Source organism: Streptomyces sp. ALI-76-A, assembly GCF_030287445.1.
In the GTDB taxonomy this organism is placed as follows: domain Bacteria; phylum Actinomycetota; class Actinomycetes; order Streptomycetales; family Streptomycetaceae; genus Streptomyces.
On the sequence record NZ_JASVWB010000002.1, the window covers coordinates 4,402,179 to 4,422,966 of the forward strand.

A 20,788-nucleotide genomic window follows, 5' to 3' on the forward strand; every position below is an offset into this window, starting at 1 on the left:
GCCCCCGGGCACGGTCACCTTCTGGCCGGGGGAGACGGGGGGCCGCGAGCGGACGGGGGCGTCGACCGGCTACCTCACGCCTCCCGGCAGTGCGAACTCGCACCACACCGCCTTTCCGCCGCCCGGCGTCCTGCGTGCTCCCCAGTTCGAGGCGATCGTGGCCACGATGGCGATCCCCCGGCCGGACTCGTCGCCGGCTTCCGCCCGGCGGCGGCGCGGGAGATGGTCGTCCCCGTCCGTGACCTCGACGATCAGGCGCCGGTCGGTGCGGCGCAGGCGCAGTCGCATCGGTGGCGTGCCGTGTTGCAGGGAGTTCGCCACCAGTTCGCTCACCGCGAGGACGCCCAGGTCGTGCAGATCCACCGGGAACCGCCAACTGGTCAGCACACCGGAGGCGAAGGCCCGCGCGCGGGGCGCCGCTTCCACTCCGCCGAGGAGTTCCAGCGCCGCGTTGCGGAACAGCTCGCTGTCCGGGCCGGTGCGGGCGGGGTGCTGGAGGACCAGGACGGCCACGTCGTCGTCGTGGTCCGCGGTGACGCCCGCCGAGCGGACCAGGCGGTCGCAGACGACCTGGGGTGTGCCGGTCGCGCCGGACAGGGCGCGCTCCAGCGAGGCGATGCCCTCGTCCAGGTCCTCGTTGCGGCGCTCGACCAGGCCGTCCGTGTAGAGCACGGCCGTGGAGCCGGGGCTCAGCGGGATCGAGCCGGAGGTGTGCATCCAGCCGCCCGTGCCCAGGGGCGGTCCCGTCGGTTCGTCGGCCCGCTGCACCACCCCGCTCTCGTCGCGGACCAGGATGGGCAGGTGGCCGGCCGAGGCGTACACCAGGCGGCCCTCGTTCGGGTCGTGGATGGCGTACACGCAGGTGGCGATCTGGTTGGCGTCGATCTCCGCGGCGAGGCCGTCCAGGAGCTGGAGGATCTCGTGCGGGGGGAGGTCCAGGCGGGCGTAGGCCCTGACCGCCGTACGGAGCTGGCCCATGATCGCGGCCGCGCGGACCCCTCTGCCCATGACGTCACCGATGACCAGGGCCGTGCGGCCGCCGCCCAGGGTGATGACGTCGTACCAGTCGCCGCCGACCGCGGCCTCGGTGCCGCCGGGCTGGTAGGTCGCCGCGACGCGGAGGTCGTCCGGCTGTTCGAGTTCCTGGGGGAGCAGGGAGCGTTGCAGTGTGACGGCGGTCTCGCGCTGGCGACGCTCGCTGGCTCTGACGCGTTCGGCGGCCTCGGCGTGGTCGGTGACGTCGGTGGCGAAGACGAGAACACCACCGCTGCCGCTGCCGCGGGCGGCGACCGGGGTGCAGGTGAAGGTGTAGGAGCGGCCGTCGGGGGCCTTGCGGGACTTGACCGTGCGGGGTTTGCCGCTGCGCAGGACCTGGTCCAGGAGGGGCAGCAGACCCAGTTCGTCGAGTTCGGGGAGGGCCTCGCGGGCCGGGGCGCCGGTCGCGCGGGGGCCGAAGGCCGTCACGTAGGCGTCGTTGACGTAGGCGAGGCGGTGGTCGGGGCCGTGGACATGGGCGACGAGGGCGGGGACGCGGTCGAGGACCTCACGCACCGGCAGTTCGTCGACGGCGGGCACGGGTGGTGCGGCGTCGGTCAGCCGTTCGACGCGGGCCATGGGTACGGAGGAGCCCGCGGCGTCGCCCTCCCGCCGGTCCGGGGTGAGCGGGTGGTCGGTCCGCGCTGCGGCGCGGCGCTGCGTTCCGGGGAGCCGGGCGCTCCAGCGCGTGAAGTTCACGAATCCTTGCCTCGTGTCGTCGTCTTCGGCGTCTTCGTCCAGCTCCGGATCCGGCCGGGGGTCTTGGGGGTGGCACCCGGGGGTGGCAGCGCGGTGGGGAAGGCCTCGTGGGTTCGAAAGGGCGGGGTCGGTCCGTCCAGGTCGGGGACCAGTGTGGCTCGGGGACCAGTGTGGCAGGGAGGCCGACCGGGTCGGCATCGGTCAGACGCCCAGCTCGCGGCCGGAGTTCCTCGGTCCGGTCAGGACGACCCCTTCGGGTCGTTCGGGGGCTCGTGAGGAGGCTTTCCACCGGCCGCGAGTTCGAACTCCGCCCGGGGGTGTTCGAGTGATCCGAGGGAGACGATCTCCCTCTTGAAGAGCCCGGACAGAGTCCACTCGGCCAGCACCCGGGCCTTGCGGTTGAAGGTGGGCACCCTGCTGAGGTGGTAGACGCGGTGCATGAACCACGCAGGGTAGCCCTTCACCTTGCGTCCGTAGACGTGTGCGACGCCTTTGTGCAGCCCCAGGGAGGCCACCGAACCGACGTACGCGTGGGAGTACGTCTCCAGGGGCTCGCCCCGCAGGGAGTGCGCGATGTTGTCGCCGAGGAGCTTCGCCTGGCGCAGCGCGTGCTGGGCGTTGGGGGCCGTCTCCTTGCCGGGTTCGCCGGCCGTGACGTCGGGGACGGCGGCGGCGTCCCCGGCGGCCCACGCGTGCGTGGCGCCCTCGATCGTCAGCCTGGGGGTGCAGGTCAGCCGGCCGCGCTCGTTGAGCGGCAGGTCGGTCGCGGCGAGGACCGGGTGGGGTTTCACGCCGGCCGTCCAGACGACCGTACGGGTCGGGAAGCGGGCGCCGTCGCTGAGGACGGCGACGCGGTGCGCGCACGACTCCAGGCGGGTGTTCAGGCGTACGTCGATGTTGCGGCGGCGCAGTTCGGTGACCGTGTAGCGGCCCATCTCCTCGCCGACCTCGGGGAGGATGCGGTCCGAGGCCTCGACGAGGATCCACTTCATGTCCTCGGGCCGGATGTTGTGGTAGTACCGCGCGGTGTAGCGGGCCATGTCCTCCAGCTCGCCGAGCGCCTCGACGCCGGCGTAGCCGCCGCCGACGAAGACGAAGGTGAGCGCCGCGTCGCGGACGGCGGGGTCGCGGGTGGAGGAGGCGATGTCCATCTGCTCGATGACGTGGTTGCGCAGGCCGATGGCCTCCTCGACGGTCTTGAAGCCGATGCCGTGTTCGGCCAGACCGGGGACGGGCAGCGTGCGCGAGACGGAGCCGGGCGCGAGGACGAGCTCGTCGTACGACAGCTGCCGGGTGCCGGTGCCCTTCTCCTCGGTGGCGAGCGTGGTGAGGGCGGCGGTGCGCCGGGCGTGGTCGATGGAGGTGACCTCGCCGACCACGACGCGGCAGCGGTCGAGGACACGGCGCAGCGGTACGACCACATGGCGCGGGGAGATGGATCCGGCGGCCGCCTCGGGGAGGAACGGCTGATAGGTCATGTACGGGTCGGGTGTGACGACCGTGATCTCCACGTCGCCCCGCTGGAGTTCCCGTTTCAGGTTCCGCTGGAGACGCAGGGCCGTGTACATCCCGACATAGCCGCCACCGACAACGAGAATGCGCGCACGTTCCTTCACCATCCCATGACGCACCCGGCGCTTGCGTTTGTCCACAGGCCCGGCAATTTGTGTGACCGCGCGCCGACGGCGCGCCGGGTTGGCCGGATCACCCGAGCGCGCGGAATGTTCGCAGGTCACAGGGGGTGCACCAGGAGGCCGCAGGGGGTGCAATCAGGACGTATGCCACCCGTGGTCCGATCGGGGGGCGCTCCGTGCGGAACGAGCCCCTTCTGAATTGACCCTCACTCAACTATGTTCGTGTGTCGACGGGGTGTAGGGGGATGCGCCTTCGGGTCCGCGACCGGCGGGTCCGGGAAGCGGGCCTGTTCCGTTCGCTCCGGCTTGCAGATGGCGGGGAGTCTCCGGGGGGAGACGTCATTACCGGGGGATCACTTATGCATGTTCAGGACTCTCATTGGTCGTCCGCGTCCGCCATCGCACCCGGTGGCGGGGCGAGGGGCGGCGGGATGAGTTCGGCAATGGGCTCGACGATGGGCTCGACCATGAGCGCGGCGGTGGGGAGCGGACGCGGGAACGGGGCGCGGACGACACCGCTGCGTGTGGACGCACAGCGCAATCTGGAGCACGTACTGCGCGCGGCGCGCGAGGTCTTCGGCGAACTGGGGTACGGCGCGCCGATGGAGGACGTGGCGCGGCGCGCGCGGGTCGGCGTCGGCACGGTGTACCGGCGCTTCCCGAGCAAGGACGTCCTGGTGCGGCGGATAGCCGAGGAGGAGACCTCCCGGCTGACCGACCAGGCACGGGCGGCGCTCGGGCAGGAGGACGAGCCGTGGTCGGCGCTCTCGCGCTTCCTGCGGACATCGGTGGCCTCGGGTGCCGGGCGGCTGCTGCCGCCGCAGGTGCTGCGGGTCGGGGTGGCGGACGAGGGCACCGGCTTCGAGACGGCGCGGGTGCCGCAGCAGCGGACCCAGCCGGGCTCCGGGGAGCTGCGGCTGGTGGCGCAGGACACGTCGGCGCTCACCGCGGACGACGACGCGGGTGCGGCGGCGCTGCTGGAGGTCGTGGGCCAGCTCGTGGAGCGGGCACGTGCGGCGGGCGAGTTGCGGGCCGACGTGTCGGTGGCGGACGTCCTGCTGGTGATAGCGACGGCGGCACCCTCGCTGCCGGACGCGGCCCAGCAGGCGGCGGCCTCGGCACGGCTGCTGGACATCCTGCTGGAGGGGCTGCGGTCCCGGCCGGTGTGACGCGCACCACGTCCGCGCGCTGTGCGGGAGACGGTCGACGGCGGCCTGCGGGCGTCGTCGACCGGACCTGCTCCCGTCGGCACCCCTCTCGGCGGGCCTCGGCTACGGCGACTTCCGCTCCGGCGGACCTCCGTTCCGGCGAGCGTCGACGGCGGCCTGCGGGCGTCGTCGACCGGACCTGCTCCCGTCGGCGCCCCTCTCGGCGGGCCTCGGTTCCGCCGGGCCCCGGCGTCGACGGACGTCCCTCGGGGCCTGTCGAGTGTGACTCGAAAAGGTGAGTGTGGGGCGCGGATCCCATGCCGTCGCGGTCCGGGGCGTTCTGCCGGGGGCGCACCGGAGTTTTCGGTCGGGTCGCTCAACTCCCTTGTGTGCGGGGTCGATTGATTCTTCAGCGAAGGGCGAACGCCAGTACCACGTCACCGGAAGTCCCCACGGACGAGTGGAAGGGCCGCACTTCGGGGTTCCGGACAAAGCCCCCTGTGGCACGCTGACCCGGTGTTCGGGACTGGTGGGGCAGGCGGCGGGGGCGTTCCGCGATGAGCTTCGACGGGCGGGACGGGTCACTCGGTGACGACGACGCGGAGTCCGGCGACGCGGCCTCGCCGCACGTCCCGTACCAGGGCGGACGAGCCGGTGTCCCGCCCGGTCCACCCGGTCCACCCGGCCCGGCCGGACCGGTGGAGGCCGGCATTCCGGCGCAGGGTGGCGAGCCCGTGGAGGGCACCGTGCCGGCCCAGCGCGACCGGCGCGAGGACGGTGGCGACCTGCCGCCGCCCCGGGTGCTGCCACCGTCCGACGCCGACCTGATCGAGCGGATGCGCGCGGGCGACGACACCGCCTACGCGGAGCTCTACCGGCGCCACGCGGCGGCGGTGCGCCGGTACGCCCGCACCTGCTGCCGCGACGGTCACACCGCCGACGACCTCACCGCCGAGGTCTTCGCCCGCGTGCTCCAGGCGGTGCGCGGCGGCTCCGGCCCCGAGCACGCCGTACGCGCGTATCTGCTGACCACCGTCCGGCGAGTGGCCGCGACCTGGACGAAGTCCGCGCCGCGCGAGCAACTCGTCGACGACTTCGCGGTGTTCGCCGCACAGTCCGCGCGCGTCTCCGAGGTGTCCCACGCCGACACCCTCGACCTGGGCGCCGAGGTGCGGGCGATGCACGAGGCCGAGCAGTCGATGGCCATGCGGGCCTTCCGGTCGCTGCCCGAGCGCTGGCAGGCCGTGCTGTGGCACACCGAGGTCGAGGACGAGTCGCCGAGCGACGTCGCCACACTGTTCGGCCTGGACGCCAACGGCACGCGCGTGCTCGCCAGCCGCGCCCGCGAGGGCCTCAGGCAGGCCTACCTCCAGGCCCACGTCAGCGCCGCCCTCGCCGACGACGAGGAGTGCGCCCGCCACGCCGACCGGCTCGGCGCCTACGCCCGCGGCGGCCTGCGCACCCGCGCCGAGCGGGGACTGCGCAAGCACCTGGACGAATGCGTCAAGTGCCGGCTGGCCGCGGGCCAGATCAAGGAAGTCGCCGGCGGTATCCCGGCCGTCGTGCCGATCGCGGTCATCGGCTGGTTCGGCGCCGCCGGGTACGCCAAGGCGGCCGGGATCGTCGCCGCCGGTGCGGGCGCGGCCGCCGGTGCCGGTGCGGGCGCGGGAGCGGCCACGGCGGGCGCCGGCTCGTCCGGCGGGGCGGGGGCCGAGGGCGGCGCGGCCGCCTCCGAGGGGCTGGGCGCGCCGGTCAAGGCCGGTATCGCGGCCGGGCTGGTGGCGGTGGCCGCGGTGGCGCTCGCGCTGGCCGGCGACGACAAGCCGCCCAGGAAGCCGGACGCCAAGCCGCCCGCGTCCGCCCCGGTGATCGAGCCCGCCAGGAACACGCCCCCGCCCCCGGCCAAGGAGCCCGGGCCCGGATCCCCGGTGGTCGCGGCGGCCGCCCCGGCCGCCCCGGCCGCCCCGGCCGCCCCGGCCGCCCCGGCCGCCCCGGCCGCCCCGGCCGCGACAAGGACACCCCCACGGGCCCCGGCCACCCGCACACCCCTCCCGAAGCCCACTCCGTCCGGTTCGGCCCCCGCGCGGCCCTCCGCTCCCGCACCGGAACCGGCCCCGCCACTCACCCCCACCCCGGCCCCGCCTGCACCGCCGCCCGCCCCGTCGGCCGCCGTCTACCAGTGGAGCGAACTGTCGTACGACGTCACCGGTGACGCCGACGAGCCCGAGATGCGGATCGGCGAGAGCAGCTGGGTGTGGCAGCGGTACGGCGTGTCGGTCGCGGGCAAGCGGTACGCGCACGGGGTGACGGTGAAGGGCCGCTCCTCCGTCACCGTCGACCTCAACCGTGCCTGCACCGCCTACGACGCCCTGGTCGGCGTCGACGACCTGACCGCGGGGCTCGGCGAGGTCCGCTTCTCCGTCTACGCCGACGGGGTCCGGCTGTGGCGGTCGGGCATGATCGGCGGCGGGAACCCGGCGGTGCCGGTGCATGTGAGTCTGGCCGGGCGCGAGACCGTACGGCTGGTGGTGGAGCCGCACCGTCACGCCGACGAGCTGGCGCTCGCTGACTGGGCGGAGTCCAGGTTCACCTGCTCCTAGGAGCGGTGGGCGCTCCGCAGACACCGAGTTGCCGCTGAGCCTGCTCCCCGGAGCGGTCGGCACGGCCGGACCCTCCGAGTTCACCCCGCTCGTTCCCGGCGGCGGTCACGCTCCCTGGTGCCGCGGCAGGCGACGTCGGCCCGTCAAGGAGAAGCGTCCGGTGCGGCGTCCGGTGCGTGCGCTCGGCGGGCCGGCCGGAAGCCCTCGTGCAGGACGTACTCGGGCTTTCGTCCGGCACGGCGCGTGGGGTGCACCTCCCACGCCTCCGAGGAAGCGGAGGAACGAGCCGGGCGCCGCGACACGGCCGACATCGCCTGCCGTGGCACCGGGGTCCTTCTGATGGACCCTAGGCCAGCGCCGCCCCGCCGCCGGAGGCTCCCGCGCCCAGCGCGTTGCGCTGCGGGGTGATCCCCGCCGGGACGGCACGCGCGCGTGCGGGCGTGCCCGTCCAGCAGGTGCCCCTGCGGGCGATCAGACGGCCGAGCCACAGCTCCAGGGAGACCAGGTCGGCCAGGCCGTCCAGCGGCAGTGCCTCGCCCTCCGCCGCCGCGCGCAGGGCCTTGCGGACCACCCGGGCCTCCACCAGGCCCGCCTGCGCGAGCAGGGGGGTGGCGAAGAGGTCCAGCAGGGAGTCCGCGGCCATCCGCAGACCGGCGCGGGCGGCGGCCGCCGAGGGCGCGTGGGAGGTCGCGCCCCAGCCGGACGGCAGTTCGGCGACTCCGGCACCCTCCAGGACCGTACGCAGGATGGCCGCCCGGGCTCCCGGCTGGACCCGCAGCGACTCCGGGAGGGCGCGGCACGCGCGGACGACCTGGTTGTCGAGGAACGGGGCGTGCAGACGCTGGAAGCGGACCTCGGCCGCCTGTTCCAGGATCCGCAGGTCGGCCGCCGCCCGGGAGAGTGCCGCCCGCGCGCGGAAGTCGCCCGGCCGCTGACCGGGGCCGACCCCGGAACGATGCGTTGCCCCTTGGAGGCGAACCGATACTTCAGCGAGGGCCTCACCCGTGAGCCAGCGCGCCGCGGGGCCCGGTCTGGCCCAGGTGAGCGCGGCGAGAGACGCCCCCACGGCACCTCCGGGTTCGTCGAAGCGGCGGCGCATCAGGCGGTCGGCGAGCCCTTCGAGGCCGGAGCGGTAGGGCGTGCGGGCGAGGCGGCGGGCCGCGCCGTACACGCGCGCGGGGACCAGGACCGAACCGTCCGCCTTCGCGAGGGCGGCGACCGGGCGGACCAGGTGCCGGCGTTTGCGGTCCATCAGCAGGTCCGCGAGGCGGGCGGGGTGGGCGTCCAGGACCTGGCGGGCGCCGTAGCCGGCGAAGTGGTCGGCGCTGCCGGACGCGAGGCGTGCGCGGTGCCGGGCCGCCGTCACCAGACTCGCGGCCGGTTCGTCGGTCAGCGGGCCGTCCAGCTCGGCGTACGGGAGGGTCTCCTCGCCGCCGGCCACCACCACGTGGTGCAGGCGCGGGTTGGCCGCGAGCGTGCCCGCCCGCTCCAGCTCGGCCTCCCGGCCGCCGACGGCCAGGTCGTTGAAGGTGACCGCCAGCAGCCGTTCCCCGGCGCCCGTGCCGTGGCCCAGCACGGTGCCCGGCATGCCCGGCAGGCCGGCCGCGAGCAGCGCGAGCGTGCCCGAGGCGGGACCGCCGGAGAGGTCCGCGCCGATGCCCGGAACCGGCATCCCGCGCGCGGCCCGCCGCTCGGCGGGGCCCATGCCGGGGACCGGACCGGGGTCTATGTCGGCGCCGGGCACGTGCCGGGGCGCCGACAGCCGGGCGCGCACCGCCTCGACGAGCGCGTCCCGTACCGCGTCGACCGCGCTGTCCGGGTCGGCGGAGGGTGCCGCCACGGCGAGCGAGGCGACCTGCTCGTATCCGGCGACCTCGCGCGCCCCGGTGCGCAGGATGAGCGCGTGCCCCGGCGGAATGCGCCGTACGCCGTCGTAGGGGGTGGAGTCGTGCAGGGCGGCCGGTACGTCGGGGGCGGCGAGCAGGGCGGCGAGGTGGCCGTAGTCGAGGTTGGCCTCGACGAGGTCGGCGAGGGGCAGCGCGGCCGTCGCGTACGCGGTGCCGCCGTCCCAGGGGGTGTAGAACACCGGGCGGGCGCCCGCGAGATCGCCGCAGACGGTGATGCGGCGGCCCACCTGGACGACGGCCGTGTAGCTGCCCGGCCAGGCCGTCAGATGCCGGAGTGCCCCTCCGCGCGCGGCGAACAGCCCGACCCGCAGCTGCTCGTCGGAGGCCGCGCAGATACCGAGGACGGCGATCCGGGTCCGGTCGTCGGCCTTCACCACCCGCACCTCGTCCGGGCGCCAGTCGCCGACCGCCCACAGCGGATCCGGGTCGCCCCACAAGAGATGGGAGCCCACCGGCTGGAGGGTCTCGCCGTCGTGTCCGACCGCGCCGGCGGAGCCGATCCGGGCGGCGCCCGCGGCGGTGCTGCTCCATCCCACCAACCACCGCATCGCCGCCTCCACAGGCTGTGGACAACCAGTGCACCGTACGAACTCGGCACCATGCTGCCATGAAGGAGGCGTGGCGGAGCGGCGGCGGTGCCGCTTGTGCGCCCGGGAATGCGCCCCGGCGGATACTGTCGCACCGGACCCGGCCGGTCGGCCCACCGCGTCGAACAGCCGCGCGAGGCAAGGGAACCGGGACTTCGCCGAGGGGGGCCGATACGGTCACCGCGATGCGAATGCGCCCCCGGTACGCTCCCCAAAAACCACCAACGCGCCCTCAACTGCCGTGGTGAGAGCGCTGATGCACCGCCGGGGTGGGGGCGATTTTCGGCCAAATCGCCGACAACGGAACGGATGTGAGCACGCTCCGTACACGCTCCGGCCACCGCCCGGCGCTCGCGCAGCCCGGGAGACGGAGCTCGCCCCCCGGGCCGATCCGCCGCCCGCGGGGATGTAGGCGGCGGTGTCCCCCAGCCCACTGGATCCAGTACAGCGGGCCGACCCACGCACGGCCCATGGAAGCGCTCCCCCGATGGCCGGAGAAGAGCGCACGGCCGGGCGCACGGCCACACGGCGGGAGCACGGCGCAACCGTCCGTCGCTGACCCGCACTTCACTACGGACCACAATCCCGCCATCCGGAAGAATGCCCCTTAACGCTTGGGATGCGGCGAACTACGCTGGGTTTACGAATGCCGCGTGGTTATGCCAGCGCGGCAGCCGTCTGTGTCGAGGGGTGGCGCAATGTCCAGGGAGCAACGCGGGCCGAACGAAAAACTCGGCGCCGTTCTCGCCCTCGCGGGAATCAGCAACGCAGGACTCGCCCGACGTGTCAACGATCTCGGCGCTCAACGAGGGTTGACGCTTCGCTACGACAAGACGTCGGTGGCGCGCTGGGTGTCGAAGGGGATGGTGCCGCAGGGTGCCGCGCCGCACCTCATCGCCGCCGCGATAGGGCAGAAGCTGGGCCGCCCGGTGCCGCTCCACGAGATCGGCCTGGCGGACGCGGATCCCGCGCCCGAGGTGGGCCTGGCCTTCCCGAGAGACGTCGGACAGGCGGTCCGTTCGGCGACGGAGCTGTACCGCCTCGACCTCGCCGGGCGCCGGGCCGGCTCCGGCGGCATCTGGCAGTCCCTGGCCGGCTCGTTCGCGGTGAGCGCGTACGCGACACCCGCCTCACGGTGGCTGATAACCCCGGCCGACAGCTCGGTCGCGCGCGAGGTGAACCCCGCCGAGGACGCCGGCGCACCGCTCAAAGTCGGCCACAGCGACGTGCAGAAACTGCGGGAGGCCGCCGAGGACGCCAGGCGCTGGGACTCCAAGTACGGAGGCGGCGACTGGCGTTCGTCCATGGTGCCGGAGTGCCTGAGGGTGGAGGCCGCGCCCCTGCTGCTCGGATCGTACTCCGACGAGGTCGGCCGGGCCCTGTTCGGCGCCAGCGCCGAACTCACCCGCCTGGCCGGGTGGATGGCCTTCGACACGGGACAACAGGAGGCCGCGCAGCGGTACTACATCCAGGCCCTGCGGCTCGCCCGGGCAGCGGCCGACGTACCCCTGGGAGGGTACGTACTGGCCTCCATGTCCTTGCAGGCGACCTACCGGGGCTTCGGCGACGAGGGCGTCGACCTGGCCCAGGCCGCGCTGGAACGCAACCGGGGCCTGGCGACCGCCCGCACCATGAGCTTCTTCCGGCTCGTCGAGGCACGCGCCCACGCGCGCGCGGGTGACGCCCAGGCGGCCGGTGCCGCCCTGAAGGCGGCGGAGGGCTGGCTGGAGCGGGCCCGCGACGGCGACAACGACCCGTCCTGGCTCGGCTTCTACTCCTACGACCGGTTCGCCGCGGACGCCGCCGAGTGCTACCGCGACCTGAAGGCACCGCGTCAGGTACGCCGTTTCACCGAGCAGGCGCTGTCGAAGCCGACGGAGGAGTTCGTGCGGTCGCACGGGCTGCGCCTGGTGGTCTCCGCGGTCGCCGAGCTCGAGTCCGGCAATCTCGACGCGGCATGCGAGCAGGGCGTGCGGGCGGTGGAGGTCGCGGGGCGCATCTCCTCGGCGCGCACCACCGAGTATGTGAAGGACCTCCTCCACCGGCTGGAGCCGTACGGGGACGAGCCGCGGGTGGTGGAGCTGCGGGAGCGGGCACGGCCGCTGCTGATGGCACCGGCCTAGGAGCGGTGCCCGCGCGTCCGCGGGACTGTCCTGGCCGGGAGGCCGCCGGGCGGGGACTGCGTGGCGGGTGCGGCTGGGAGCGCCCGGCCGGGCGGCGGGGATGTGGTCGGTGCGCCCGGCTGGGCGGCGGGGATGTGGTGGGTGCGCCCGGCCGGGCGGCGGGGATGTGGTCGGTGCGCCCGGCCGGGCGGCGGGGATGTGGTGGGTGCGCCCGGCCGGGCGGCGGGGATGTGGTGGGTGCGCCCGGCCGGGCGGCGGGGATGTGGTGGGTGCGCCCGGCCGGGCGGCGGGGATGTGGTGGGTGCGCCCGGTCGGGCGGCGGGGATGTGGTGGGTGCGCCCGGCCGGGCGGGCGCACCCGGTCAGGCGGGAGTGCGGGCGCGTGCGCCCGGTCGGGTGGTGCGCGGCTGGTCGCCGCCACGGCGCCACGCCGCCACGGCGCCACGCCGTCACGGCGCCGTACGGGGTCATGGCCCGGCGGCCCCACGTCGACGGCGCCGTTCCCCGGGTTTGAGGGCATTGTCAGTGGCGCAGTGCACTATCGAAGCCGGGAGGTGGTGCGGGGTGCGGGAGATCGTTTACGACTGTGACGTGCTCGTGGTCGGCGGCGGGATCGTCGGGCTGTCCACGGCGTACGCGATCACGCGGGCCGCGCCGGGCACGCGGGTGACGGTGCTGGAGAAGGAGTCCGGGCCCGCCCGGCACCAGACCGGGCGCAACAGCGGGGTGATCCACAGCGGCGTCTACTACCGGCCGGGCTCGCTCAAGGCGCGGTACGCGGTGCGGGGCGCCGCCGAGATGATCAAGTTCTGCGCGGAGTACGACATCCCGCACGCCGTCACCGGCAAGCTCATCGTCGCCACCGAGCGGCCCGAGCTGCCCCGGCTGCACGCGCTCGTCCAGCGCGGCCGGGAGAACGGTATTCCGGTGCGGGAACTGGGCGCGGCCCAGATCGAGGAGTACGAACCGGAGGTGCGCGGACTCGCCGCGATACACGTCGGGACGACGGGGGTGTGCGACTTCGCCGCGGTCGCCCGGCAGCTGGCCGAGGCCTCGGGAGCGGAGATCCGGTACGGGGCGCGTGTCGTACGGGTGGACCGGCGGCCGGAGCTCGGGGTGGCCGTGCGGACGGCGGCCGGGGACGTCGTGCGCGGGCGGGTGCTGGTGAACTGCGCCGGGCTGCACTGCGACGAGGTCGCGCGGCTGACCGGGGACGAGCCGGCGATGCGGATCGTGCCGTTCCGGGGGGAGTACTACACGCTGGCGCGGCCCGAGCTGGTGCGGGGGCTGGTGTATCCGGTGCCCGATCCGGCGTTTCCGTTCCTCGGGGTGCACCTCACGCGCGGGATCGACGGGGGCGTGCACATCGGGCCCAACGCGGTGCCGGCGCTGGCCCGCGAGGGGTACGGATGGGGTGTGGTGCGGCCCCGGGAGCTGGGGGCGACGCTGGGCTGGCCGGGTGCCTGGCGGATGGCCCGGCGGCACTGGCGGTACGGGGCGGGGGAGCTGCGCCGGTCGGTGTCCAAGCAGGCGTTCACCGAGGCGGTGCGCAGGCTGCTGCCGGCGGTGGAGGAGCGGGACCTGGTGCCGAGCGCGGCGGGGGTGCGGGCGCAGGCGGTCCTGCGGGACGGAACGCTGGTGGACGATTTCCTGATCCGGGAGGGGGCGCGGGCGGTGCACGTGCTGAACGCGCCTTCACCCGCCGCGACGGCTTCCCTGCCGATCGGGCGGGAGGTGGCCCGGAGGGCGCTGGGGGTGCTGGGGGCGGTGAGCGGACGGGCGTAGGGGTCGGTTCGCTTCGGTGCGGGGCATTCGCTTCGGTGCGGGGCCGCCGTTCCTGGTGCGGACGTCGGGGTTCTCGCCCCCGCCGCCCCTACCCGTCCCGTCTCCAGGGACGCTGCCCCTTCGACCCCGCTGGGACTCCGCCCCGGACCCCGATCGGCCTGGAGGACCTCGTCCCTGAACGCCGGGACGGGCCGAGTTGTGACGACCGTCATCTGCGGCTACGCCTCGCTTCTTGGCCGACGCGACAGGTAGGGGGTGGGCATAGAGCCCGGGGGCCTGGGCGTCCGGGGGTCTGGGGGTCCGGGGGTCCGAGGCGGAGCTCCCCTGCCCGGGAGCACGGCAGCTGTGCCTCGCCTCTTGGCGGACCGAGACGGGTGGGGGCACAGGGACGGGGAGCTGGGGGCGAAGCCCCCTGTGGGAGGGGCAGCGGGGGCCGGTCGGCTGCGGGCCGTCGGGCTTGGGGTTCGGGGCCATTCGCATGACACCCGGCGCCGTAAAATCGGCAGCACTGTGTCTGACTCCCTCAACGCCCCCGAACCCCCCCACCCCGGTGTCGCCCTCAGCCGCGCCCGGGCCAAGGGCGAGCCCCGCTTCCCGGAAGGACCGCAGGCAGATCCCGCCGGGTCGCACTTCGAGCGGCGGATCCGCAGTTTCCAGCCACGGCGGAGTCGGGTGACGGCCGGGCAGGCGGACGCGCTCCAGCGGCTGTGGTCCCGATGGGGGCTCGACATCGACGGCCGGCGCCTGATCGATCTCGGCGAGCTGTTCGGCAACGGCAACCCGGTCGTGCTGGAGATCGGCTTCGGGATGGGCGAGGCCACCGCACGGATGGCCGCCGCCGCCCCGGACACCAACATCCTCGCCGTGGACGTCCACACCCCGGGCCAGGGAAACCTGCTCAACCTCGCCGATCAGGCAGGGCTGACCAACATCCGCGTCGGGAACGGGGACGCGATCATCCTGCTCCACGAGATGCTCACCCCCGACTCCCTCGACGGGCTGCGCGTCTACTTCCCGGACCCCTGGCCGAAGAAGCGGCACCACAAGCGGCGGCTGATCCAGCCCGAGTTCCTCGACCTCGCCGCGACCCGGCTCCGGCCCGGGGCGACCGTGCACTGCGCGACCGACTGGGAGCCGTACGCGGAGCAGATGCTGGAGGTGCTCGACGCGCACCCCGCCTTCGCGAACACCCAGGCCGACGGCGGTTTCGCGCCGCGTCCGGCGTTCCGGCCGCTGACCCGTTTCGAGGGCCAGGGACTGGAGAAGGGACATGTCGTGAACGACCTGCTCTTCCGCCGCGTAGACCACGTCGTAGAGCAGGTCGCAGAACACGACGCAGAACACGTCGTCGAGCACGGCGTGGAGTACGAGGACCATCCCCCCATCGGCGCCTGAACCCACCCCGCACTCCTGCGGGGGGCGCCTCCGCATCGTTAGGGTCAATGCCGTGGCCACCGTTCCCCCGTCCCCGACGCACCCCAGCGATCTCGCCGGCGTCGCACCGCGGCACGCGCACTGGTGGCAACGGAGATGGGTGCGCTACGGCGCCCTGAGCACCCTGCTCGCGCTCTCCGGCCTCGTCATCCTCGCCCTGGTCCGCGAACAGACCGGCACCGAGGGTTTCCTGGTCGGTCTCGGGCTCGCCGTCCTGCCGGTGCCGCTGCTCGTCGCCGCGTTCCGGTGGCTGGACCGCGTCGAGCCGGGCCCGTGGCGCAACCTGCTGTTCGCCTTCGCCTGGGGGGCCTGCGCGGCGGCGTTGATAGCGATCGTCGCCAACAGCTTCGCGACCAGATGGATCGCCATGGCCACCGCGGACCCCTCCAGCGCGGACACCCTCGGCGCGACGGTGATAGCGCCGGTCGTGGAGGAGTCGGCCAAGGCGGCCGCCGTCCTGCTCGTCTTCCTGTTCCGGCGCCGGGACTTCACCGGGATCGTGGACGGGGTGGTGATAGCCGGGGTCACCGCCACCGGGTTCGCCTTCACCGAGAACATCCTCTACCTCGGCACCGCCTTCGGTACCGACCAGCTCAACGGCGACGGCGGAATCGCCTCCGTCACCGCGGCGACCTTCTTCGTACGGGTCATCATGTCGCCGTTCGCACACCCCCTGTTCACCGTCCTCACCGGCATCGGCTTCGGCATCTCCGCGTTGTCGGCGGAACGCCAGCATGTGCGGCGGGTGCTGCTGCCGCTGTCCGGGCTGCTGCTCGCGATGGGCATGCACGCGATCTGGAACGGCTCGTCGACGTTCGGCGAGTACGGGTTCTTCGCCGTGTACGCGGCCTTCATGGTGCCCGCGTTCGGCCTGCTGACCTGGCTCGTGATCTGGACGCGTCAGCGCGAGCTGAAGACCGTACGGGAGGAGCTGCCCGCCTACACCGTGGCGGGATGGCTGACGCCGGCCGAGCCGTACGCGCTCGGTTCGATGCGGGCGCGGCGCATGGCCAGGGACCACGCCCGCCGGCACGGCGGGCGTCCGGCCGCGCGAGCGGTGGAGCAGTACGAGGCGTACGCGACCTCCCTCGCGTTCCTGCGCAACCGGGGGCGGCGGGGCCGGGCGGGGGCCGACTTCGTCGTCCGGGAGCGGGAGTTGCTCCAGGAGCTGTGGCGGCGGCGGGACGTGGCGCGTCCCGCGCTGGACCTCGCGGCCCGGGCGACGGCACCGCCGGTCGCGGTGACCGCGCCACCGTGGCCGGTGTACGGGGTGTACGGGTACCCGGCGGCGCCCGCGTACCCGGGGTACCAGACGGTGCCGTATCCGGCCTACAACCCGTACCGGTCGTAGCCGGGCCATAGCCACAGCCGTAGCCGAGCCCATCCAGGGCGCGCCGGCGGATCCCACCTCGCCGGACACCGTCGTCGCGGCCGACCGCCACCGCGGGACAACAAACCGGCCACCGCGGGACAACGAGACCGGCCGCCGGAAGGGGCAGCGGCCGGCAGTGGACCGGACGGGCTCGGAAGAAGCCGCCGCGGGCCGCAGACCGGCGACGGCGATGATGTCGACGAAGTCGCCGGTCTGCGGCCCGCGGCCGTGTACGCGCCGAGGACGGCGGGAGCGCCGAGGGCACCACGGGAGGCGCCTCATCGGCCGTCCAGCCGAGAACGTCACCACCCGGGAGGCCCGGCGCTCACCCCATCCGTGTGCGGAAGCGGCCCACCGGCCTCAGGGGTTGAGCCCCTTGCTGCGCAGCCACGCCATCGGGTCGAGGCCGCCGGACGATCCGCCCGAGTGGACCTCGAGGTGCAGGTGCGCCCCGGTCACGTTGCCCGTCGCGCCCACGCGGCCGATGACGTCCCCGGTGTTGACCTGCTGCCCGACGCTGACGCTGATCGACGACTGGTGGGCGTACCAGATCTCCGTGCCGTCGTCGAGGGTGAGGACGGTCTTGTAGCCGTAGGACCCGTCCCAGCCGGCCTGCGTGATCGTGCCGGTGTGGACCGCCTTGATGAGGGTGCCCGTCGGCGCGGCGAAGTCGAGGCCCGTGTGGTAGCCGGAGGACCACAGGGAGCCGGCCTGGCCGTAGGTGGAGGTGATCGTGTACGACGAGGTGGGCAGCGCGTACTGCTTGGCCAGCGCGGCGAGACGCTCGGCCTCGGCCTTCTTCTCGGCCTCCTCCTCCGCCTTCTGCTTCGCGGCGGCGGCCTTGGCCTCGGCTTCCTTCTCCGCCTCGGCGGCGGCCTCGGCGGCCTGCTTCTCGGCGGCGGCCACCGCGTCGGCGACGGCCTTGCTCTCGATCTGGTCCTGCTGCTGCTCGGCCTGGGCGAGGATCCGGGAGCGCAGTACCTCGCCGGCGTCCTCGGTGCCCTGCGCGGCCTCCACGGAGGTCGTGCCGACGGTGCTGAGCGCGGTCGCGGTGTTCTCTGTGGCCTCGGAGGTGTCATCGTCCGAGATGAGGGAACCCACAGAGGGAAGGTCGGGCATCGAGATGGACACCGGCGGCTTGCCGGTGTTGGCGCTGGCCATACCGCCCGCGCCGACGGCGGCTATGACACCGACGCCGAGAACGGTGGAGCTGCGGGCGAGTCCGCCGCGCTGCTTGGCGACACGATGCCGGCCGCGTACCGGGCGGATGGACTCCTCGGTGGGGTTCCACTCCGTCCAGGGGCCCTCGTCGGTGCGGTACTCGCCGTAGCCAAAAGTCTCGGTGTCGCGCTGGCTCGGCGCGAACGGGGCCTCGGGGGCAGGCCGGTTTGACGCCACGTGGGCGTGCTCCTTTCCTTCCTTCTCGCCTACCGGGTTAGCTGACGGGTTCGGAGCAGGAAGGTCTCCTACGCGCGTATACCAGCCGTGCGGACACGGCGGTCTACATGCGATTCACCCCAAGTGGTGGTTCCCCGGTTCCCTTGCGGGATTCGGCGCGTGCGCACGGAGCCGTCTCTTGTGACGGCTGGGACGACCGCGCTGCGTTATCGAACGTTAATAGACGCGGGGCCTCTATTCCAAGCTGTTCCGCTTGATCATTAACGATGATCCACTGGACCAACACCCCAGCACCGGCGAAAAACGGGCGAGTTGGCCATGCCGCGAACGTCACACAGGTGCTGACGGCGCGTCAGATGTTACGCGCAGGGCACTCGCACCGTCACACCTCGTGACAACGGTCACAGCCGTCGTACGGCGAGCAGTGCCATGTCGTCCGTCATGCCGCCCCCGGAGTGCCGGCGCGCTTCCTCCGCGAGGGTGCGCAGGAGCGCGCCGGGGTCGCGGAAGACCCGACCGGTGAGCCGTTCCTGCGGGTCGTAGAACACACCGTGCTCGTCCCGCGCCTCGGAGAGGCCGTCGGTGTGCACGAGCAGGGTGGCCCCCCGCGGGAAGACCGTCTTCTCGGCGCGGTCGGGCCGGCTGCCCAACTCACTCATGCCGAGCGGCAGTGCCGGCTCCATGGCCGGCAACGGACGTACCCCGCCGTCGGCGTACAGCAGCAGCGGCGGCGGATGGCCGCGGTTGACGATCCGCACCACCCCGTCCCCGTGCGGAAGCTCGGCGAGCACGACCGTGGTGAACCCCTCCACGGCCTCGATGCCTTCCCGCCGCGCGGACTCACGCGTCAGCGCCCGCTCCAGCCGTCCGGCGACCGCCTCCAGCGTCGCCTCCTGCTCGGCGGCCTCCCGGAAGGCCCCGATCACGATGGCGACGGCCGCCACCGCGCCCATCCCCTTCCCGCGGACGTCCCCGACGACGAGCCGGACACCGTGCGGACTGTCCTGGATGGCATACAGGTCACCGCCGATGGAGGCGTCCGCCTGGGCCGCCTCGTACCGGGCGGCGATGTCGAAGCCGCCGATCCGCGCGGCGGGCTCCGGCAGCACCGCGCGCTGGGCGGCCTCGGCGATCTCACGGGCGGAGGCGAGCCGCTGGTCTCCCCGGCGGACGACCCGGTTGATGACGGTGGCCAGGACGGCGACGGTGGCGACCGTCACCACCTCGGTGACGGTGTCCGCGTCCAGGCCGAAGCCGAACCTGGCGTGCACCCCGTACGCGGCGATCAGGGCCACGACTCCGGTGACGGCGGTGCCGCACAGCGAGTAGACCGGCGCGGCGACGAGCGGGGCGGCCGTGAAGAAGGGGATGGCGGTGAAGCCACGGGGGGTGAGCAGGTCGTAGAAGACCCCGCCGACGATCAGCAGGGCGGGAAGGACCTGGAGCAGCATCCGCAGCTTGGACAGCCGCCGTCCCGCACGCGCGCCGGCTCCGGTGTACGGCCCGTCCCCCGCCACGTCCCCAGGCCGCACCACTCGTCTCCCGCCGCGTACGCCGCTCCGCCAACCGTCCCGCTCGTCCAGCGTTCCCTCGGCGGGGGCGGCGGGCGAGCGGTGAGGGCCGACCGGATGACGGGGCCGGACGACGGGGCGGATGGGGGGGAGAGCGCCCCACACGCACCGAGGGCCGGAACCCTTTCGGATTCCGACCCTCGGCCTTCAGTAGCGGGGACAGGATTTGAACCTGCGACCTCTGGGTTATGAGCCCAGCGAGCTACCGAGCTGCTCCACCCCGCGTCGTTGTGACTCCAGTGTACGCCATATGCAGGACAGATGTCGCATCGGTTGCCGCGGCCCCCTCAGAGCCACCCTCGCCCTCGTCCCCACCAGCACCCGCCCCCGCCCCCGCCCCCGCACGCCACCGTCACTCACCCCAGCACATGCCGATTCGGCGCCTTCGCCCGCTCCTGGTACTCCGGCAGGACGACCACGTCCGCCCCCTCCCCCGCCAACACCCCACTGCCGTCCGCCCCGGACACGAACGTGTCCGGCTCCCGCCAGGCCGTCACCACCCGCCGCACCCCCGCCGACAGAATCAGCCGCGCACACGGCAGCGGCCGGGACCCTCGTCGTGCGCACGGCTCCAGGCTGCTGTACACCGTCGCGGATCCCAGCCGGGAATCCCCCGCGTCGATCTTCGCCAGCGCCGCCTCCTCCGCGTGCACGACCGGGTCACCCCCCTCCCGGGAGTACCCGCGCGCGAGCTCCGTGCCGTCGGCCGCCACCACCACCGCGCCCACACTGAACGCCGTCGCGGAGGGCGGACACCGGTCCGCCAGCTCGCAGGCGAGAGCCAGCCAGTGCCGGTCGGCGGCGGAGGGCAGGCGGCCGGTGCCGGGCGCCGTGGGCTCGTAACGCATGAGGACGACGTCGCCGATGGGCCGCGTCTCCACCAGCCGCAGGCGTCCGCCCTGGTAGGGGCCTGGCCCGAACAGCCGGGGCGCCTCCGGGTCGCCGACGAACAGCGGGGCCAGCACCAGCTGGACCTCGTCCGCGAGCCCCTGCCGCAGCAGCTGGGTGTGGATCCGCCCGCCGCCCTCGACCATCAGGCGCCGGACGCCCCGCACGTCGTGCAGGTGTTCCAGCAGCAGCCGCCAGTCGAGCTCGGCCCCCAGGGGTACGACATCCGCGGCGAGTCCGAGGGCACGCGCCCGCTCCGCGCCCTTCTCCGTCGTGAAGACGAGCTTCTCCCCGCCCGTGTGCCAGAACCGCGCGGCCGGATCGAGGTCGCCGGAGCCGCTGACCGTGATCTTCAGCGGATACTCCGGCCTGCCCGCGGCCACCCGCGCGGCCCGCCGCGACGCGGAGTTGACCAGCAGCCGCGGGTTGTCGGCGCGGATGGTCCCCGCGCCGACCAGGATCGCGTCCACGGACGCCCGTACCTCGTCGACCCGGTCGAAGTCGGCCGGGCTGGAGAGGAGCAGGCGTTCGGGACCGGTGTCGTCCAGGTAGCCGTCCAGGGAGACGGCGGCGGAGAGAAGGACGTAGGGGTGGGGCATCGGTGGCGC

12 protein-coding genes, 1 tRNA gene and 1 riboswitch are annotated in these 20,788 nt (G+C 73.9%); of the genes, 6 read left to right on the forward strand and 7 right to left on the reverse strand.

Features of this window, described 5'->3' with window-relative positions:
• Positions 1 to 69: 69 nt before the first annotated feature.
• Together QQS16_RS20570 and QQS16_RS20575 are read right to left on the reverse strand one after the other, a co-directional pair.
• Positions 70 to 1,734: an ATP-binding SpoIIE family protein phosphatase gene (locus QQS16_RS20570; RefSeq protein WP_286063299.1), complete on the reverse strand. Its 1,665-nt coding sequence runs from the start codon at positions 1,732 to 1,734 to the stop codon at positions 70 to 72.
• Between the two features lie 239 nt (positions 1,735 to 1,973).
• Positions 1,974 to 3,353, reverse strand: coding sequence for an NAD(P)/FAD-dependent oxidoreductase (locus QQS16_RS20575; protein WP_286063300.1), 1,380 nt, complete (start codon positions 3,351 to 3,353; stop codon positions 1,974 to 1,976).
• A 374-nt stretch (positions 3,354 to 3,727) separates the two neighbouring features.
• Here QQS16_RS20575 and QQS16_RS20580 point away from each other — a divergent pair, with 374 nt between their 5' ends.
• Positions 3,728 to 4,537 (forward strand): TetR/AcrR family transcriptional regulator, encoded by an 810-nt coding sequence (locus QQS16_RS20580; protein WP_286063301.1) that lies wholly within the window; start codon positions 3,728 to 3,730, stop codon positions 4,535 to 4,537.
• Positions 4,538 to 5,073: 536 nt separating this feature from the next.
• Positions 5,074 to 7,116, forward strand: coding sequence for a sigma-70 family RNA polymerase sigma factor (locus QQS16_RS20585; RefSeq protein WP_286063302.1), 2,043 nt, complete (start codon positions 5,074 to 5,076; stop codon positions 7,114 to 7,116).
• Positions 7,117 to 7,462: 346 nt separating this feature from the next.
• Here the strand turns inward: QQS16_RS20585 and QQS16_RS20590 are convergent, their stop codons facing one another.
• Positions 7,463 to 9,571, reverse strand: coding sequence for an asparagine synthase-related protein (locus QQS16_RS20590; protein ID WP_286063303.1), 2,109 nt, complete (start codon positions 9,569 to 9,571; stop codon positions 7,463 to 7,465).
• Between the two features lie 737 nt (positions 9,572 to 10,308).
• Between QQS16_RS20590 and QQS16_RS20595 the strand changes: the two genes are divergently transcribed.
• The 4 genes from QQS16_RS20595 (at position 10,309) to QQS16_RS20610 (ending at position 16,302) form a co-directional block, all read left to right on the forward strand.
• Positions 10,309 to 11,733: an NsdA family TPR-like regulatory protein gene (locus tag QQS16_RS20595; protein ID WP_286063304.1), complete on the forward strand. Its 1,425-nt coding sequence runs from the start codon at positions 10,309 to 10,311 to the stop codon at positions 11,731 to 11,733.
• A gap of 563 nt (positions 11,734 to 12,296) precedes the next feature.
• Entirely contained in the window at positions 12,297 to 13,517 is a 1,221-nt protein-coding gene (gene lhgD / locus QQS16_RS20600) for an L-2-hydroxyglutarate dehydrogenase (protein ID WP_286063305.1), read from the forward strand.
• 510 nt (positions 13,518 to 14,027) lie between these two features.
• Positions 14,028 to 14,912: a tRNA (guanosine(46)-N7)-methyltransferase TrmB gene (gene trmB / locus QQS16_RS20605; RefSeq protein ID WP_286063306.1), complete on the forward strand. Its 885-nt coding sequence runs from the start codon at positions 14,028 to 14,030 to the stop codon at positions 14,910 to 14,912.
• 52 nt (positions 14,913 to 14,964) lie between these two features.
• Positions 14,965 to 16,302, forward strand: a complete 1,338-nt coding sequence (locus tag QQS16_RS20610; RefSeq protein WP_286063308.1) for a PrsW family intramembrane metalloprotease — start codon at positions 14,965 to 14,967, stop codon at positions 16,300 to 16,302.
• Positions 16,303 to 16,683: 381 nt separating this feature from the next.
• On the opposite strand, the gene QQS16_RS20615 is transcribed toward QQS16_RS20610, so the two are convergent.
• The 4 genes from QQS16_RS20615 to QQS16_RS20630 all read right to left on the reverse strand — a co-directional run bounded on the left by QQS16_RS20615 (position 16,684) and on the right by QQS16_RS20630 (position 20,779).
• Positions 16,684 to 17,721 carry a M23 family metallopeptidase gene (locus QQS16_RS20615; RefSeq protein ID WP_286063309.1) on the reverse strand — a complete coding sequence of 346 codons (1,038 nt, stop codon included), beginning with the start codon at positions 17,719 to 17,721 and terminating at the stop codon, positions 16,684 to 16,686.
• A gap of 11 nt (positions 17,722 to 17,732) precedes the next feature.
• Positions 17,733 to 17,889, reverse strand: a riboswitch (cyclic di-AMP (ydaO/yuaA leader).
• Between the two features lie 233 nt (positions 17,890 to 18,122).
• The gene (locus tag QQS16_RS20620; protein WP_286063310.1) at positions 18,123 to 19,253 is read right to left on the reverse strand and encodes a PP2C family protein-serine/threonine phosphatase; all 1,131 of its coding nucleotides are present in this window, start codon (positions 19,251 to 19,253) and stop codon (positions 18,123 to 18,125) included.
• Between the two features lie 190 nt (positions 19,254 to 19,443).
• Positions 19,444 to 19,517 (reverse strand) — tRNA-Met (locus tag QQS16_RS20625).
• A gap of 131 nt (positions 19,518 to 19,648) precedes the next feature.
• Positions 19,649 to 20,779, reverse strand: coding sequence for a dihydrofolate reductase family protein (locus QQS16_RS20630; protein ID WP_286063311.1), 1,131 nt, complete (start codon positions 20,777 to 20,779; stop codon positions 19,649 to 19,651).
• Between the last annotated feature and the right edge of the window lie 9 nt (positions 20,780 to 20,788).

Coding starts and splice junctions, on each gene's coding strand:
- QQS16_RS20575 (WP_286063300.1), bottom strand. CDS start 3,353: ATGGTGAAGGAACGTGCGCGCATTCTCGTTGTCGGTGGCGGCTATGTC.
- QQS16_RS20580 (WP_286063301.1), top strand. CDS start 3,728: ATGCATGTTCAGGACTCTCATTGGTCGTCCGCGTCCGCCATCGCACCC.
- QQS16_RS20585 (WP_286063302.1), top strand. CDS start 5,074: ATGAGCTTCGACGGGCGGGACGGGTCACTCGGTGACGACGACGCGGAG.
- QQS16_RS20590 (WP_286063303.1), bottom strand. CDS start 9,571: ATGCGGTGGTTGGTGGGATGGAGCAGCACCGCCGCGGGCGCCGCCCGG.
- QQS16_RS20595 (WP_286063304.1), top strand. CDS start 10,309: ATGTCCAGGGAGCAACGCGGGCCGAACGAAAAACTCGGCGCCGTTCTC.
- QQS16_RS20630 (WP_286063311.1), bottom strand. CDS start 20,779: ATGCCCCACCCCTACGTCCTTCTCTCCGCCGCCGTCTCCCTGGACGGC.